14 protein-coding genes and 1 other RNA gene are annotated in these 16,856 nt (G+C 64.6%); 4 read left to right on the top strand and 11 right to left on the bottom strand.

Annotated features, from left to right (window positions below):
• Positions 1 to 10 precede the first annotated feature (10 nt).
• The 7 genes from E6P07_RS01950 to rsmI form a co-directional block, all read right to left on the bottom strand.
• Positions 11 to 1,357 (bottom strand): UDP-N-acetylmuramoyl-tripeptide--D-alanyl-D-alanine ligase, encoded by a 1,347-nt coding sequence (locus E6P07_RS01950; protein ID WP_153974050.1) that lies wholly within the window; start codon positions 1,355 to 1,357, stop codon positions 11 to 13.
• Positions 1,358 to 1,428: 71 nt separating this feature from the next.
• Positions 1,429 to 3,210 (bottom strand): peptidoglycan D,D-transpeptidase FtsI family protein, encoded by a 1,782-nt coding sequence (locus E6P07_RS01945; RefSeq protein WP_153974049.1) that lies wholly within the window; start codon positions 3,208 to 3,210, stop codon positions 1,429 to 1,431.
• Complete coding sequence (ftsL, locus tag E6P07_RS01940) at positions 3,197 to 3,487, bottom strand: cell division protein FtsL (RefSeq protein WP_153974048.1); 291 nt, start codon at positions 3,485 to 3,487, stop codon at positions 3,197 to 3,199. Before ftsL ends, E6P07_RS01945 begins: the two co-directional genes overlap by 14 nt.
• Positions 3,484 to 4,422 carry a 16S rRNA (cytosine(1402)-N(4))-methyltransferase RsmH gene (rsmH, locus tag E6P07_RS01935; RefSeq protein WP_153974047.1) on the bottom strand — a complete coding sequence of 313 codons (939 nt, stop codon included), beginning with the start codon at positions 4,420 to 4,422 and terminating at the stop codon, positions 3,484 to 3,486. Before rsmH ends, ftsL begins: the two co-directional genes overlap by 4 nt.
• Positions 4,419 to 4,874 (bottom strand): division/cell wall cluster transcriptional repressor MraZ, encoded by a 456-nt coding sequence (gene mraZ / locus E6P07_RS01930; RefSeq protein WP_153974046.1) that lies wholly within the window; start codon positions 4,872 to 4,874, stop codon positions 4,419 to 4,421. The genes rsmH and mraZ overlap by 4 nt, the downstream gene beginning before the upstream one ends.
• 315 nt (positions 4,875 to 5,189) lie before the next feature.
• Positions 5,190 to 5,547: RNase P RNA component class A (gene rnpB / locus E6P07_RS01925), an RNA gene on the bottom strand.
• Between the two features lie 68 nt (positions 5,548 to 5,615).
• Positions 5,616 to 6,476 (bottom strand): 16S rRNA (cytidine(1402)-2'-O)-methyltransferase, encoded by an 861-nt coding sequence (gene rsmI, locus E6P07_RS01920; protein WP_153974045.1) that lies wholly within the window; start codon positions 6,474 to 6,476, stop codon positions 5,616 to 5,618.
• Between the two features lie 41 nt (positions 6,477 to 6,517).
• Between rsmI and E6P07_RS01915 the strand changes: the two genes are divergently transcribed.
• From E6P07_RS01915 to E6P07_RS01900, 4 genes are all read left to right on the top strand, one after another.
• A complete protein-coding gene (locus E6P07_RS01915) occupies positions 6,518 to 8,380 on the top strand; it encodes a penicillin-binding protein activator (protein ID WP_153974044.1) in 1,863 nt (620 codons plus the stop codon).
• A complete protein-coding gene (locus E6P07_RS01910) occupies positions 8,377 to 8,751 on the top strand; it encodes a YraN family protein (RefSeq protein ID WP_153974043.1) in 375 nt (124 codons plus the stop codon). The genes E6P07_RS01915 and E6P07_RS01910 overlap by 4 nt, the downstream gene beginning before the upstream one ends.
• An 82-nt stretch (positions 8,752 to 8,833) precedes the next feature.
• Positions 8,834 to 9,427, top strand: a complete 594-nt coding sequence (locus E6P07_RS01905) for a BON domain-containing protein (protein ID WP_246172893.1) — start codon at positions 8,834 to 8,836, stop codon at positions 9,425 to 9,427.
• The gene (locus E6P07_RS01900; RefSeq protein WP_153974041.1) at positions 9,420 to 10,805 is read left to right on the top strand and encodes an FAD-binding oxidoreductase; all 1,386 of its coding nucleotides are present in this window, start codon (positions 9,420 to 9,422) and stop codon (positions 10,803 to 10,805) included. The genes E6P07_RS01905 and E6P07_RS01900 overlap by 8 nt, the downstream gene beginning before the upstream one ends.
• On the opposite strand, the gene ptsP is transcribed toward E6P07_RS01900, so the two are convergent.
• The 4 genes from ptsP to E6P07_RS01880 form a co-directional block, all read right to left on the bottom strand.
• Positions 10,802 to 13,063, bottom strand: coding sequence for a phosphoenolpyruvate--protein phosphotransferase (ptsP, locus tag E6P07_RS01895; protein WP_153974040.1), 2,262 nt, complete (start codon positions 13,061 to 13,063; stop codon positions 10,802 to 10,804). The two genes, E6P07_RS01900 and ptsP, sit on opposite strands and share 4 nt — an antisense overlap.
• 89 nt (positions 13,064 to 13,152) lie before the next feature.
• Complete coding sequence (locus tag E6P07_RS01890) at positions 13,153 to 13,701, bottom strand: RNA pyrophosphohydrolase (RefSeq protein WP_153974039.1); 549 nt, start codon at positions 13,699 to 13,701, stop codon at positions 13,153 to 13,155.
• 381 nt (positions 13,702 to 14,082) lie between these two features.
• Positions 14,083 to 16,266, bottom strand: a complete 2,184-nt coding sequence (recG, locus tag E6P07_RS01885) for an ATP-dependent DNA helicase RecG (RefSeq protein ID WP_153974038.1) — start codon at positions 16,264 to 16,266, stop codon at positions 14,083 to 14,085.
• On the bottom strand, positions 16,229 to 16,813 hold the full coding sequence (locus E6P07_RS01880) for a Uma2 family endonuclease (RefSeq protein WP_153974037.1): 585 nt from the start codon (positions 16,811 to 16,813) through the stop codon (positions 16,229 to 16,231). The genes recG and E6P07_RS01880 overlap by 38 nt, the downstream gene beginning before the upstream one ends.
• Positions 16,814 to 16,856 lie beyond the last annotated feature (43 nt).

The raw sequence follows: 16,856 nt of genomic DNA, 5'->3' as shown, positions 1-16,856 counted from the left end.
TGATTGAGCCCTAGGCGCACAGCGCCTCAACGAGGCGCTCCATCCGGGCCAGACGCGAGCCCTTCACCAGGATGTAATCGCCGGGCCTCAACTCGGACTGGAGGCGGGTCAGGAGGGCATCCTGAGTCGCGAAGTGCTCGGCGCCCGCACCGAAGGCGCGGCTGGCCGCGGCGCTCAGGGTGCCGACCGTAAGCAGACGCTCGAGTCCGGCCGCACGCGCCCGTTCCCCGACCTCGGCGTGTAGATGCGCCGCCGCCTCTCCCAGCTCGCCCAGGTCGCCGAGGATCAGCCAGCGCCGCCCCGCAAGTCTGGCCAGCACGGCGATGGCGGCGGCGATCGAATCGGGGTTCGCGTTGTAGCTGTCGTCGATGACCCCCACTCCACGACAGGGCCTGGGATAGAGCCGACCCTTGACCGGTGTCAGGGTCGCCAGACCAGCGGCGATGGCCGTGCGGTCGAGACCCAGCGCCAGGGCGACCGCCGTCGCCGCCAGGGCATTGCGGACATTGTGCGCGCCGGCCAGGGCCAAGGTAAGCGGCCAGTCTTCGCCGGCCACGCGCGCCACGAAGGAGGTCCGAAAGCCCTCAGCGCCCCAGGCGACCCGGATCGATTCGGTGGGCGCGCTCAGATCGGCTGGGCCATCCAGGGCGAAGGTCAGCATCCGCCGCCCATTGGCGAGTTCGCGCCACAGCCCGAGATAGGGCGAGTCGCCACTGACGATGAAGACGCCCTGCTCTGGCAAACCGCGTGCGATCTCGCCCTTGGCGCGCGCCACGCCCTCGACGCTGCCGAAGCCCTCCAGATGCGCGCGCCCGGCATTGGTGATCAGTGCCACCTCGGGACGCGCGATCTCGGTCATATAGCCGATCTCGCCATGGTGATTGGCCCCCATCTCCAGCACCAGAAAATCCTCGTCGCGCGCGCCAAGCAGCGTCAAAGGCATCCCGATGTCATTGTTGAGGTTGCCCTGGGTGGCCCGTACCCGTCCGACCTGAGCCAGGATCGCCGCAACCATCTCCTTGACCGTGGTCTTGCCGTTGCTGCCGGTGATAGCGACCACCCGCCCCGGGAACCGGTCACGCCAGGCAGAGGCCAGCCGCCTCAGACCGAGCCGGGTGTCATCGACCACCCACTGCGGCAGATCGAGCGCCAACGGGCGGTCGACCATAGCGGCCACGGCCCCGGCGGCCTGGGCTGCGGCAACATAGTCGTGCCCATCGAAGCGTTCACCGCGCAGGGCGACGAAGAGTTGTCCGTTGCAATCGGCACGCGAGTCGGTCCCGACCCCCGAGAAGGCGACATCGGTGCCATGCAGCACGCCGCCTACACAGTCGACGGCTCTAGCCAGTGTCCACATCAGCCCCGACCCTCCATCCCGTTGGATTCCAAGCCCATAGCGAGCGTCAGTCCTCTCCTCATGGCACTTCCTCATGGCACTGCTCCCTGGATGTGTTGCGCGAGCATCATCGACGGCTCGGGATCGTCGGGTGGGACATTGAACAGCCGCAGCGCCCCCTCCATCACCCGTTGGAAGATGGGTGCAGCGACCACGCCGCCATAATAGGCACCGGCACTCGGCTCATCGATCATGACCACCATGACGAAACGTGGCTGACGCGCGGGGACGATCCCGGCGAAGACAGATTGATAACGATTGTCCGCATAGCCGGCCCTGCCCGCCGACTTCTTGGCCGTCCCGGTCTTGCCGGCGGCACGATAGCCGGCGATCATCGCCTGCTTGGCCGTGCCCTGCTCGGAGACCACGGTCTCCATCATGGCGCGCAAGCGGCGGGTTGTATCCTGGCTCAACAGACGCACACCCTCGGGTGTCGAGGCGGTTTGGATGAGCGGATTGCGCTTGAAGAGGGTCACCGGGCGCTTCACCCCATCGGCGGCCAAGACGAGATAGGCCTGCGCCAGTTGCATTGGCGTGACCGAGAGACCATAGCCAAAGGCGTGCGTGGCATGCTCGAAGGGCCGCCAGGTCGAGTAGTGCCTGAGCAGTCCGCGACTTTCGCCCGGAAAGCCGACCCCCGTCGGATGGCCGAATCCGAGCCGATCGTAGAGGCGCCACAGATCCTCATAGCTCATCTTCTGTGCAATCTTCACCGCGCCGACGTTGCTCGACTTGGTGATGATGCCGGTGACATCGAGCGTGCCATAATTGTGCACGTCGCGCACGACATTGCTCCCGATGCTATAGGGCGCGGTCGAAAAACGGCTCGCTGGCGTGATGACCCCGCGTTCGAGCGCGGCGGCGACCACGAACGGCTTGAGCGTCGAACCCGGCTCCATGACGTCCGTGAGCGCGCGATTGCGCCGGCGCTCGCTGCTCCCGGTGCGATCGCTGTTGGGGTTGAAGCTGGGCTGATTGACCATCGCCAGCACCTCGCCCGTGGCCACGTCCAGCACCACTAGGCTTCCGCCCTTGGCCTTGTGCTCGGACACGGCTGCCTTGAGTTCACGATAAGCCAAATACTGGAGGCGCCGATCCAGGCTCAGGACCAGATCCTGCCCTGGACGCGGTGGGCGGATCTGCTCGACCTGCTGCACGGTACGGCGACGCCCATCACGGATGACGCGCTGCAGACCCGGTTCGGCCTTGAGCACCCGGTCATAGGCCAACTCGAGCCCCTCCTGTCCGCGATCCTCGATGTCGGTGAAGCCGATGACATGGGCGAAGACCTCGGCGCCCGGGTAGAAGCGACGATATTCGGTTTCGAAGTCGAGTCCCTCGATCTTGTGTTCGGCGATCGCCGCACGCACCGCCCGCGCCTCATCAAGGGTCATACGACGCTTGATATAGAGGAAACCCTTGTCGCAGTTAGACTCGATGCGATCGCGCAAAAAGGCCGCGTCCATATCGAGGGCCCGGGCGATCACGGCAAGCTTGTCGAGCTGGTCGACCAGCTTGCGCGGCTCGCCCCACAGTGTCTCTACCGGCGTGCTCACGGCCAGCGGCTCACCGTTGCGGTCCTTGATCATGCCGCGGCGGGCCGGAATGACGGCGTCGCGCAGATAGCGCGCCTCGCCTTCACGTTGCAGAAACTCAGTTTGGATCACCTGGCGATAGAAGACCCCGGACGTCAGCATGATGAAGGCCAGCGCCAGCGCCGACAGCAGCAGTCGGCGGCGCAGCGCCGTATTGGGCGCACGGCGCGGTTTCAGCGGCGGCAGGGGCTTGCGAACGCGACGACTAGGGTTGGGCATGGACGCGCTCCTCGATCAAGAGTACATCGCCGGCCCGGGGCGCAAACATGCCGAGCTCATGACGGGCCTTGCGCTCGACGAGCCCATGGGTCGAGAGTGCGGCCTCCTCGAGACGCAGACGGTTCCATTCGACATCGATCGCATCGCGCTGGGCGCGCAGATCCTGCAATTGGACGAAATGGAGGCGTGTCAGATATTTGGTGTAAACGACGGCGATCGCCGTCAGGATGACGGCGAGCATGAGCCCAGCCGCAGTGAAGAGACGGGCGCGCGTCATGGCAGACGCTCCGCCACACGTAGGATGGCACTGCGCGCCCTCGGGTTCTGCGTCTCTTCGGCAGCGGAGGGTCGCATCGCCTTGCCGATGGGACGCAGACGACCCCGAACCTCGAGGGCCCGTGCCGGGACACCCTTGGGCAACCCCGGCCCCTTGGATTCGCGCCGGATGAAGTGTTTAACCAGGCGGTCCTCGAGCGAATGGAAGCTGATGACCGCCAACCGGCCCCCGACCGCCAGTCGATCGCAGACCTGATCGAGACAGCGACGCAGTGCCTCCAGCTCGCCATTGACCTGGATGCGCAAGGCCTGGAAGGTGCGGGTTGCCGGGTGCTTGCCCGGTTCGCGCTTGGGCACGACACGTGCCACCAGTTCGGCCAGCTGGGCCGTGGTACGCAGCGGGGTTTTGGCCCGGGTCGCGACGATGGCGCGCGCGATGCGATTGGCGAAACGCTCTTCGCCGAACTCGCGCAATACGGTTGCGATCTTGTCCTGCTCGGCGCGCGCGAGCCACTCGGCAGCGGATTCGCCGCTATCGGGGTCCATGCGCATGTCCAGCGGGCCGTCGGCCATGAAACTGAATCCACGCCCCGGGGTGTCTAGTTGCGGTGAGGAGACGCCGAGATCGAGCAGTAGGCCATTCAGAGGCGCATCGACACCGGCTTCATGGAGCAGCCGGTCGATATCGGCAAAGGAACCGTGATGGATCGAGAAGCGCGCGTCCTCGGCGGCCAGCGCCTGGCCAGCGGTGACCGCCTCGGGATCGCGATCGAGGCCAAGCAGACGCCCGTTCGTGCCCAAACGCGCGAGGATGGCGCGACTGTGTCCACCTCGTCCAAAGGTACCATCGACATAGATTCCGTCCGATTGCACCAGCAAGGCGGACACTGTCTCCTCCAGTAACACGGCTTTGTGCGACAAAACGACTTCTCTCACAACGTCAGGGTACCGAGTCCCGAATCCGTGGCCAGCGCATTGAGGTCCAAATCGTTCAGCGCGGCCTCGGTGCGTGCACGCCAGGCCGACTCGTCCCAGAGCTCGAACTTGACGCCCAGCCCCACGAAGGCGACCCGCTTGTCTAACGCGGCAAATTCGCGCAAATAGGCGGGAAGCAGGATTCGCCCCTGCATATCGATATCGACTTCCTGGGCATTGCCGACATAGAGGCGCTGTAGCGCGCGCGCCTTGGGATCAAGTGCGGGGAGTGTGGCGAATTTGCGTTCGATAATCTCCCACTCAGACTCCGGATAGAGGAGCAGGCACCGATCTCGGTCCACAGTGACGACCAGGCGTGTTCCGGACATCGCCTCTAGCTGCTCGCGATGCCTAGAGGGAATCGCCAGACGGCCCTTGGCATCCAGATTGACGATGGTTACGCCGCGAAACACTGGCGCCTCACTTGAGGATGACTCGCCCTGGCACCTCGCTACCCAATGCCCCACTTTCTCCCACTTTGGTGGCCATGTTAGAGAGGGAGTGGGGCGACGTCAAGAAATGCTTTGGCCGTTACCCTTGCAGAGTCAGCAACTTACAGGCTTGAGCTAAGACGGATATAGAAGAATAAAAACGGATTTTGATTCAAAAATCTGAGCCAATCGGCTCATAAAATGAGCGAGCTTTATGTTTCAAATCTTTAAGAAAAAAGAAATTTATGTCGCACTCGGTTGAGCGTGGTCATCCCGAGCGGTTGGTGGGGAGTAGAGTTAAGGAGTTGGCCGATAAGCCGGGTTCTGTCGAGGACAGTCATTCATCTAGGACGCGCGTCACCGCGCGCCTCAAGCGACCTACCCAGGAACACGCAAGGGCCGCGCGTCGCCGCTCAAGGCGGCTCGTTCCTCTATTTGGTCTTGCTCCGGGTGGGGTTTACCCTGCCGCTGATGTTGCCACCAGCGCGGTGCGCTCTTACCGCACCTTTTCACCCTTACCGGCGGAGCCGGCGGTATCTTTTCTGTGGCACTTTCCGTGGACTCACATCCCCCAGGCATTACCTGGCACCCTGCCCGATGGAGCCCGGACTTTCCTCCCCTGCCGCGCGGAAGGGGCGACTGTCTGGCCAACTCCTTAAGGTGTGACATTTTAACAAAGCACAGCGAGCGCTGGCGTGTCTTACGCACGATCGGGCCGATCCATCAGGGGGACTTGACCCCGAGCCCCAGTTCCAGCCCCAAACGGTAGAGGGCATTCTTCTTGGATCCGGTCAGCCGGGCGGTCAGGGCCGCGGCCTGACGCAGTGGCATGGACTCGCTGAGGATACGCAGCACCCGAATGGACTCATTGTGCGCGGTCTGGGTCTCAGAGTCCGGACAACCCTCAACTAGGATCACCATCTCGCCGAGCTGTTGCTCGGGGTCGGATTCCAGGCGCGTGATCAGCGTGGTAGCCGAACCGAGCAGAAAGGTCTCAAACTGCTTGGTCAGCTCGCGCGCGATGACCAGGCGTCGCTGATCACCGAGGACGGCCCGCAGGTCGCGCAGGGTCTCTAGTGCCCGCTTGGCGCTCTCGTAGAGGACCAGTGTCCCCGGCTCACGGGCAACCGACTCGATCCAGGCACGACGTCGCGCCTGGGCGCGGGGTGGAAAACCGAGAAAGAGGAAACGGTCGCTCGGCAGCCCGGAGGCCGAGAGCGCGCAGATGACCGCGCTTGCGCCCGGAATGGGCACGATGGTCAGCCCGCGCGCGCGCGCTGCCGCGACCAGGGTATAGCCAGGGTCGCTGATCAGGGGCGTACCCGCGTCCGAGACCAGAGCCAGACTCCGCCCGGAGTCCAGCATGTCCAGCAGACGCGGCGTGAGTTCGGACTCGTTGTGATCGTGATAGGCGATCAGCTTGGCCGAGATCCCAAAGTGCGCAAGCAGACGCCGGGTTGCGCGCGTATCCTCGGCGGCGATGGCATCGACCTCGCCGAGCACAAGGCGCGCGCGCTCGCCAAGGTCGCCAAGATTGCCGATCGGAGTGGCCACTACGTATAGTATCCCAGCCTGTTGTCGCATCTTCCGCCCTCCAGCAGACTTTACACAAGAAACACGGAATCATGCCCAAAAACCGCATCGACCGTACCGCTTTTTTCCAGCGTCGACTGGTCGGCTGCCTCCTCACCGCCATGCTCTTGTCGGGTTGTGCCGTCCAGCCGTTCCAGGATCCATCCAGTCTGCTGGCGAGCGTCCCCACCGCCGAACTGCGCCGGGCCACCACCTTGGAGACTCAGGGACAGGTCGACCAGGCCGCCCGGCTCTACCTGGAGTCAGCGAATCTTGCCCAACCTCCAGCCAGGGCTGAGCTCAGACTCAAGGCCGCCCAGGCCTATCTGGCCGGCGGTCGGACACGCCAGGCGCGCGAGACGCTCGCCGGACTCGCGTCGGGCGAGCTCGTCGGCGGCCAGTTAGAACGATCGCAACTACTCGAATCCGAGCTCGATCTAGTGGCGGGACAACCCAAATCGGCCATCGCGACGCTGAAGCGACTCCCCCTCCTGGCCAAGCCGCTCGAGATTCGACGCCTTGGCCTGCTGGCGGCGGCACAGCGTATCGACAATGACCCGATCGCCTCGGCCAAGTCGCTCGCCAAACTCGATGGTCTGCTCGATGGGGCGGCGCGATTGAACAATCAGGTGTCGTTGGTCGCGACACTGGCCCTGATCGGCGAGGACGAGCTGATGAGGCTCAGCAGGGCCGACCTCGGTGCCATGAGTGGCTGGGCCGAGATCGCCCAGCTGACACGAAGCCATGGTGCCGATCCCCAGCGACTGGACGTGGCCTATCGTCAATGGCGCCAGCGTCGGACCGCACATCCGGCGCTCCCCGAGCTGGCGCGCGCCTATGCCGGCAACGAGGCCGGCGGAGACATGCAGGGTCGGCACCTGACCGTGATGCTCCCCAACGGCGGGCGTTTCGCTGCGGCCGCCAAGGCCGTACGCGATGGGATCCAGGCCGCCAGCCGCCTGGATCCAGTCGATCGGCGGCTGTCACTGGATTTCGCCGACAGCACCCATGCCGAACGGGTGCGCGCGCTGCATGCTGCCGCCATCGCGCGCGGCGCCGACGCCGTGATCGGTCCGCTCGAAAAACCCGCTGTCGATGCCCTGATCGAGGCCAAGACACTCCAGGTCCCCACGCTAGCGCTGAACGAATCCACCCGGACCGAGCGACGCGCCCTCAACCTGTTCCAATTTGCGCTCTCGCCCGAAAACGAGGCGTCCGAGGCCGCAAACAAGGGAATCGCCCTGGGTGCCAGACGCGCACTCGTTTTGCATCCGAACGATGCCTGGGGTCGGCGCCTGGCGCAGGCCTTCAGTGCCCGGTGGCGCGCTCAGGGCGGAACCCTGGCCGGTCAGGCCAGTTATGATCCGGCCGGATCGAGTTACGACCAGACCCTGGGCCGGCTCATGGGTGGCCAGCCGGCCGACCTGCTGTTCCTGGTTGCCACTGCCGAGATGGCGCGTAAACTCCATCCCCGGATCCAGGCGCTCCAGACTCGCCCCTTAATCGTCATTTCGACCTCCCATGTCTATTCAGGTCGCTTCGACGCCACCGCCGACAAGACGCTGGTTGGGCTCTATTTCGTCGATATCCCCTGGATGCTCGGCCTCGGCGGCGAAGGGCCGCTGGCACGCGGCACGGCCATGAGCCAGACGGCCAGCGCCTCGGGTCCACTCGCCCGACTCTATGCCATGGGCCTGGATGCCTATCACCTGATACCGCGTCTGTCCGAGCTGGCCGCCAATCCAGGCGCCTACTTTCCTGGTCAGACCGGCGGCCTGGCGATCGACCCCCTGGGCCGGATCACCCGTCAGCTAGTGCTCGGACGCTTTACCGAGCGCGGCCCACGCCTGGCCGATGGAGCGGAACGGCCAGATGGGGCGCGCGCCAGGAACGATTCGGCGATCGGTTCCGAATGAACACGCGCACTCGAAGCCGATCGCACCCAAACTCGCACGCGATCGGCGAGGCCAAGGAGCGTCTGGCCGAGTCGTTCCTGATCGAGCGGGGGTTACGGCTGGTCGCTCGCAATCAGCGCTCCCGCTTCGGCGAGATCGACCTGGTGATGCGCGACAAGGCCGCCCTGGTGTTCGTCGAGGTGCGCTACAGGCGCTCGATGCGTTTCGGCACACCAGAGGCGACTGTGGATGCGCGCAAACAACGGCGTCTGATCCTGGCGGCCCAACACTATCTCTCTCTCTATCCGACCCAGCTGGCCTGTCGGTTCGATGTCGTGGCCATCGGCGCCCAGGATGACATCCACTGGATCCGACAGGCGTTCTCGCTCTAGACTGAACCAGTCTTCACCCGATCCAGGTCAGAACGGTTGCCATTGGTCCTCAAGACCAGCGATCCCAATGAATAGAACACACTTGAAGCCGATCACTCTGGCAGGCGTCATACTCGTGTCTGCGCTCTCGGCAGCAGGGTGCGCGCCCCTGGTCGTGGGTGGCGCGGCGGTCGTCGGTGCCTCGGCCATCCATGATCGTCGCCCGACTCAAGCCATCCTCGATGATCGATACATCGAGCTTGCCGCCGCCCAGGCGATCTTCCAAGATCGCGAACTCCGCGACGGCGCGCGTCTCGTCGTCACTAGCTACAACCGCAGCGTCCTGCTCACCGGTCAGGCCGAATCAGCAGCGCTCGCGCGGCGTGCCGCCGAGCGGATCAGCCGGTTGCCCAGGGTCGCGCGCGTGATCGACGAGGTGCGTGTCGGGCCGCGCATCGGGATGAGCCGCCAGTCCGAGGATGCCTATATCGCCTCGCGCGCCAAACTGGAGCTGGCCGGTATCGAGCTGCCCGATTTCGATCCGACCCGCGTCAAGATCGTGGTCGAGGATGGCGTACTCTATCTGCTCGGACTGGTCACGCCGCGCGAGGCCGATCTCGTCGCCGAGCGCGTGCGCTATGTGCCGGGCGTGCGCACCGTGGTCAAACTCTTCGAATACTGGACGCCTAATGCGTGAACTCACCGCTGGACTGCGCGCCGAACTGGCGCGGATCGCCGGCACCGGCGCCCTGCTGACCGATCCGGCCGACTGCTGGCCCTACGGTTATGACAACAGCCGCCGTCAGGCGCTGCCCCAGGCGGTCGTCTTTGCGCGTGACGAGGACCAGATCGCCGCCCTGGTCCGGCTCTGCGCCGCGTCCGGGCTGCCGCTGATCGCGCGGGGGCTGGGCACGGGCACCACGGGGGCCACGGTGCCCGATCGTGGCGGGGTCGTGCTCTCGTTCGAACGCATGGATCGGATTCTGTGCATCGAGCCCGGCGACCGGCTGGCGGTGGTCGAGCCCGGGGTGACCAACGCCCGGTTGCAACAGACCCTCGCCGCGGCGGGGTTCTTCTGGCCCCCGGACCCGACCAGCGCCGAGGTCTGCACCCTGGGCGGCAACTTGGCCTACAACTCGGCCGGTCCGCGTGCGGTCAAATACGGTACCCCGCGTGAGAATACCCTGGGTCTGCGCGCGGTGAGTGGCACGGGCGAGGTCTTCCAGACCGGCGTACTGACCACCAAGGGCGTGGTCGGCTATGACCTGACGCGACTCATCATCGGCTCTGAGGGCACGCTCGCGCTCATCACCGAGGCCAGGCTCAAGCTCACCCCGCTCCCGGAGGCCAAGCGCACCCTGCGCGCGACCTATGCCGACATCCACAGCGCCGCACGCGCAGTCTCGGCCATCATGGCCCAGCCAGTCACGCCCTGCGCGCTGGAGATCATGGATGGTTCGGCAATCGAGATGGTCAGCCGCTATTCCGAACTCGACCTGCCGGACGGGGCCGGGGCCCTGTTGATGATCGAGGTCGATGGCCCAGCGGCCTGTATCCAAGAGGCCCAGCGCGCCGTCGGCGAGGCGGCGCGCGTAACCGGCCTGTTGGAACTGCGGCTCGCGGAGACGGCAGATGAAGTGACGATGCTCTGGAAGGCGCGCAAGGCGCTCTCCCCGGCCCTGCGTCACATCGCGCCGAAGAAGATCAACGAGGACGTGGTGGTGCCGGTCTCGCACATGGGCGAGTTCATCGCCAGGCTGGAGCAGTTAGCGCACGAGACCGGCATCCGCATCGTCAACTTCGGCCATGCCGGCAATGGCAACATCCATGTCAATCTGCTGATCGACCCGGACGACGCCGCCGAGGTCGCGCGTGCCTCGGATTGTCTGGAGGCGGTCTTTGCCCTGGTGTTGCAACTCGGTGGGACGCTCTCTGGTGAACACGGCGTTGGACTGGAAAAACGCGACTTCATCGATCGAGAGCTCGATCCAGTCTCAGTGCAGTTGATGCATGCCATCAAGGCCCAGTTCGACCCGGCCGGCATCCTCAATCCCGGCAAGTCGCTGCCCGTCTAGCGGCCTGGTCGCACCAGACTCCCGAGACCGACGCCCTCCAGCGCGTTGAGCAATAGTCGACGCACCGAGTTGGCATCTTCACATTGCAGGGCCACTCTGAGGACCTCGCGCGCTCGCGCCCGGCTGATGCTGCGGATGACCTTTTTGATTCGAGGCAGACTGCCGGCCCCCATGCTGAGACTGTGTACCCCCATACCCAACAGCAGAAAGGTTGCCAGGGGATCGCCGGCCATCTCACCGCAGACGCTGACCTCCTTGCCGTGGAGCCGGGCCCCGGTCAGGGTCTGCAACAGCGCGCGCAGCACCGCCGGGTGGTATTCATTGTAGAGCTTGGCGACATGCGGATTGTTGCGATCGACGGCCAGCAGATATTGCGTCAGATCGTTCGTCCCCACCGACAGAAAATCGACCCGGCGTGCCAGGGCCTCGGCCTGATAGACCGCGGCTGGCACCTCGATCATGACCCCGACCGGCGGCATCCGCACCTGATAACCCTCCTCCAACAGCTCGTCATGGACGCGTCGGATCAGCATCAGGGCCTCATCGACCTCGCCGACGGTGCTGACCATGGGCAGCAGGAGCTGCAAATTGTCGAGCCCGATGGCTGCACGCAGCAACGCACGCACCTGAGTTAAAAAGATCTCGGGATGATCGAGTGTGATCCGAATGCCGCGCCAACCGAGGAAGGGATTGTCCTCCTGCATCGGAAAATATGGCAGCGGCTTATCGCCACCGATGTCGAGGGTCCGGATGGTCACGGGGCGTGGCGCAAACAGTTCCAGCACATGCCGATAGTTGGCCATCTGCGCCGCCTCGCTCGGAAAGCTGTCGCGCACGATAAAAGGCAGCTCGGTGCGGTAGAGACCGACGCCGGCCGACTCCTCGATACCGAGCGGGCGATTCTCGGATACCAGACCGGTATTGAGATAGAGCGGGATCAGGTAGCCGTCGGTGGTCTCGGCCGGCAGATGACTCAGGGCTTGTAGCTCGCTGGTCAGGGCCGCGTCATCGTCGGCCAGACGCTGGTACTCCAACCGCACGGCCGGCCCAGGCGAGACATAGACGCGCCCGCGATAGCCGTCGACCACCATCTCGCGCCCCTCGACCCGCCCCACCGGCAGATCCGAGACCCCCATGGCCGCCGGCACGCCCATACCGCGTGCCAGGATGCCGACATGGGACGACCCAGAGCCGGCGGTAGACACGATCCCGACGAGCCTCTCGCGCGGCACCTCGGCAATCTGCATGGCGCTGATCTCCTCCCCCACCAGGATGGTGCGCGGCGGATACTGGATCGGCGCGCCGGCGCGGTTCTGGAGATGCATCAGGATACAGCGCCCCAGATCGCGCACGTCTGTGGCCCGTTCGCGTAGATAGGGATCATCCATGGCGTCGAACACCCGTGCGTGTTCGGCGATGGTCTCACGGAGTGCACCGGGCGCCCAGTTGCCAGCGCGAATCCGCGACAGGGTACCCTCGATCAGGGTGTCGCTCTCCAGCATCAGGCGCCAGGCGTCGAACAGCGCCATGTCCTCGATGCGCAGATGGACCTGGGTGCGCCCGGCAAAGCGGTCGAGATCCGCAGCGACCTCGCGCACGGCGCGCAGGAAGGTCTCCGCCTCGGCCTCCGGATCCTCGGGACGTCGATCAGGCACCGCGTCCAGGTCGGCGGGCGGATAGACCACCACCGCCTGCCCGAGACCGATGCCCGGAGAGGCAGGCAATCCCGGCAGAAAGCGTTGCGGGATGCCACCGTCCTGCAGACGCGCCAGCTCGCCGCTGGTGCGGGCGAAGGTGATGGCCCCGGCCAGCTGCGAGGCCAGGGTCATTACGAAGGTGACCTCGTCCTCGCCGAAATGACGCCGTTGGCGCTGGCGTAGCACCAAGACGCCGAGCACCTTGCGATTTTGGATGATAGGCGCCCCGAGAAAACCGTGATAACGCTCCTCGCCGATATCGATGATGCACTCGTAGCGCGGATGATTGGCCGCGTCGTCGAGGTTGATCGGCTCGGCGCGCTCACTGACCAGTCCGATCAGTCCACGTCCGAGTTCAAGCTGTACCCGTCCCACGGCATCCTGGCGCAGCCCATCGGTGGCGTGCAGGACATGGCGATGATTGTCGTAATCGTTGAGATAGACCGAGCAGACATCGGCGCCAATGGCCTGCTTGACACGCCTTACGATGATTGAAAGCGCTTGCTCCAGGTCAGGTGCGTTGTTGACTTCCTGAACGATGCGCCGGAGTGATTCGAGCATGCTGGGCGAAGGAGACGGGCCTGGAGCGGATGGAATCGCCGATGAGTAAGGGCCTGAGCCTGGCCGGATCCTAGACCCTAGCACGGCGCTCAGGGATATCCCTGGCGCAGCAGTCTGGAGGGGCCAACATAGACATGACGGCGATCCGGGACCCCTTCCGGATAAAGGATCGGCGCCAGTTCTTCGAGTGCCTGCTGATAAACACGACGCTTAAAATACACGACCTCGTAGAGCGGCTGCCAATATCGGACCCAGCGCCAGGCATCGAATTCGGGCTTGTCGGTGCGATCGAGACAGAAGGCGTCCTCACCGCAATCGACCCGCAGCATGAACCAGATCTGTTTTTGGCCGATGCAGATCGGACCCGCTCCGCGGCAATGGCGCCGGATATAGCGCTTTGGCAGGTGATAACGCAGCCAGCCGCGCGTGCATCCCAGGATGGTGACCTGCTGTGCGCAGAGCCCGACCTCCTCTTCTAGTTCGCGGAACATGGCCTGCTCGGGGGTCTCGTCGGGGTTGATGCCACCCTGTGGAAATTGCCAGGCATTCTGACCGACGCGGCGCCCCCAAAATAGACGACGATCCTGATTGCTCAGGATGATACCGACATTGGGTCTGAAGCCGTCGTGGTCGATCAAGGATAGGTCTCTCACTGGCTGGTGATCAGGCCATTCTTCCATAGAGCAATCGTTTCCGGCAAGCCGGCGTCTGTATATAAGCGATTTTTAATCAAGAGCTTGTCCTGGGTACTTGAGACCCAGGACCATCCCATACGCAGATCGCATCGATCGTTCTATCAGACTAACTCCCTCCCATTCAAGCAGGAAAAACGCTGGCGTCCTGTTTGTTACGTCCCCTGTGATCCTGTACCGCGCCGGAGTGATCCGATCAGACCAATGGGATGATCGAGCGCTTCAACGGGCGGATTTCAGAGGTCTTGACCATCCGCTTTGATTCCGCCAGACGCCTGGCTCAGACCATTTTTCATTCACTCAAAGCCCAGCCTGTACAGGGATACCTCAAACCCCACCATAATGCTCACGCTCCCCGAGCCAACGATCGATCAATGGCATGACGAGTTCAGGATAGTCAACCAGCAATACATCCGCCGCCCGCTGCGCTTCAGCAAGCAACGGCTGATCCCGCAGCGGATCGGCAATGCGGAATTGAATACTCCCGGTCTGGCGCGTCCCCAACACCTCACCCGCCCCCCGTAGTGCCAGATCGCGCTCGGCGATTTCAAATCCACTGGTCGAATCGCGAATGATCCCCAGGCGCTCACGCGCCGTCTCGGACAGAGGGGCGTGATAGAGCAGCAGACAATGGCTCTCGACCGATCCCCGCCCGACCCGGCCACGCAATTGATGGAGCTGAGCCAGCCCCAAGCGCTCTGGATTCTCGATGATCATCAGACTGGCATTGGGGACATCGACCCCGACCTCGATCACCGTGGTCGCCACCATGAGATCCAGCGCCCCGGATGCAAATGCGGCCATCACCGCATCGCGTTCCTGGCTCTTGAGTCGACCATGCACCAGCCCCACCCGCACCCCTTCCAGACGCGCGCTCAACTGACGCGCCGTCTCCTCGGCCGCCTGACACTCCAGGACCTCCGACTCCTCGATCAGGGTACAGACCCAATAGGCCTGACGTCCCGCCAGACAGGCCTGGCGCACCCGCTCGATGACCTCGTCGCGCCGCGTATCCGGGACCGCCCGGGTGACGATCGGCGTGCGTCCGGGCGGCAGCCCGTCGATTATCGATAGATCCAGATCGGCATAGAACGCCATCGCCAGCGAGCGCGGGATTGGGGTCGCGGTCATGATGAGCTGATGCGGCGCCCCATCCTCGCCTCCGCCCTTCTCGCGCAGTTTCAACCGCTGATGGACGCCGAAGCGGTGCTGCTCGTCGATGATCACCAGCCCCAGATCCTGAAAGGTCACATCATCCTGTAACAAGGCATGGGTGCCGACCACGATTGGCGCCGCCCCCGAGGCGATCGCGGCCAGACGTTCCTCGCGCTCGCGCCCCTTGTGCCGCCCGGCCAGCCACAACGGCTCGATCCCGAGTGGGCCAAGCCAGGCGCTCAGACTGCGATGATGCTGTTCGGCCAACAGCTCGGTCGGCGCCATGAGCGCCACCTGACGCCCCGACTCCAGCGCCTGGAGCGCGGCCAGCGCCGCCACCACCGTCTTGCCCGCACCGACATCGCCCTGGAGCAGGCGCTGCATCGGGCGTGACTGCGCCAGATCGGCCGCGATCTCGGCCACCACCCGCTCCTGGGACCCGGTGAGCCGGAATGGCAGGCTGGCCCGCAGGCGCTGACACAGGCTGCCGTCGCCGGCCAGCACCGGCGCCTGCCTACGGCGCTGTGTTAGCCGCATCCGGCGCAGACTCACCTGGTGTGCGACCAGTTCCTCGAAGGCCAATCGGGCGAAGGCCGGATGCCTGCCCTCGATCAGATCCTGGAGCGGTGTGCCCACCGGCGGACGGTGCAGAAAGGCCAGTGCCTCGGTCAGGGGCGGCAGGCCCAGGGGTTCGAGGATCTTGAGCGGTAACAGCTCAGCCGGCGCGCTGCGCTCCATAAGCGCTAGCGCCTGATCGGTCAGACCCTGCCAGACCCTTTGCTGAAGCCCCTCAGTCGAGGGATAGATGGGGGTCAAACAGGGTGCGATCGGCTCATCGGCCTCAGGACGCAGGAGACGGTATTCGGGATGCACCATCTCCAGCGACTGCGGCCCCTGACGCACCTCGCCATAACAGCGCACCCGCTTGCCGGGTTTGAGCGCCGCGGCCTGTTGGGGTGAAAAATGGAAGAAACGCAACAGCAATCCGGCGCCGAGCGCATCGCCGATCCAGACCTTGAGCGAGCGTCGCCGCCCCTGGCTGATGCTGGATTCTCGGATCTCGCCCTCGACCCAGGTCTCGAGCCCAGGCGCGATCTCGGCGAGCGGCGTTACCCGGGTACGGTCCTGATAGCGCAGCGGGAGGTGGAACAGCAGGTCCTGGACCGTGAGGATCCCGAGCCGTTCGAGCCGCTCGGCGATCTTGGGTCCGACCCGAGCGAGGGCACGGATCGGGAGGCGCTCTAGACTCAGCCCCGATGACCGCCCGCCCCCTGGCGCCCAGGCCGCCGGATCGGGCCCGGCGTCGCTGACACCGGTTTCAAGCCGCGGGCCGTCTGTCCGCCGGTGCCGGAACATCTTCGTAGATCACCTCCAGCGGCACCTCGATGCCGAGGCAGTCGAGCCGCACCGCCCCTTCGGTGCAGACCTCCAGCGCCCAGCCCTGCGCGCGACGATAGACCTCGATGCGGCGCAGATACTGATCAACGAGTAGATATTCGATCAAACTGGGCAGCGTTTGATAGGCGAGCAGCTTCTCGCGCCGATCGATGCGTGCGCTGGACTCCGACATCACCTCGACCAGCAGACAGGGCCGAGTGCAGTAATAGGTCTCGCGGTCGTCTGGGTCGCAGGTCAGGATCAGATCGGGGTAATAGAAGATGTCCTGCTCAGCGATCTTGAGCCGGACCTTCATGTCGTTGGCGAAGAGCTGGCAAGGTGTTCCGCGCAGCAGGGGACGCAGATGCGCCACCATGTTGAGGGTAATGAGTACATGCTGACGGCTGGCGCCAGTCATGGCGTACAGATCGCCGTCGATGTACTCATGCCGGATGTCGGCGCCATCCTCGTTGGCCAGATAGTCCTCGACGCTCAGACGCGATGCATGGGCATGCTGTTGAGACATGGCAGAGGCCCTCCGAGGCGAGACAGATTTGGCGCATCCCATA

It is taken from the genome of Thermochromatium tepidum ATCC 43061, from assembly GCF_009664085.1.
GTDB classification, from domain to species: Bacteria; Pseudomonadota; Gammaproteobacteria; order Chromatiales; family Chromatiaceae; genus Thermochromatium; species Thermochromatium tepidum.
This window is presented reverse-complemented; position numbering and strand designations above follow the sequence as displayed.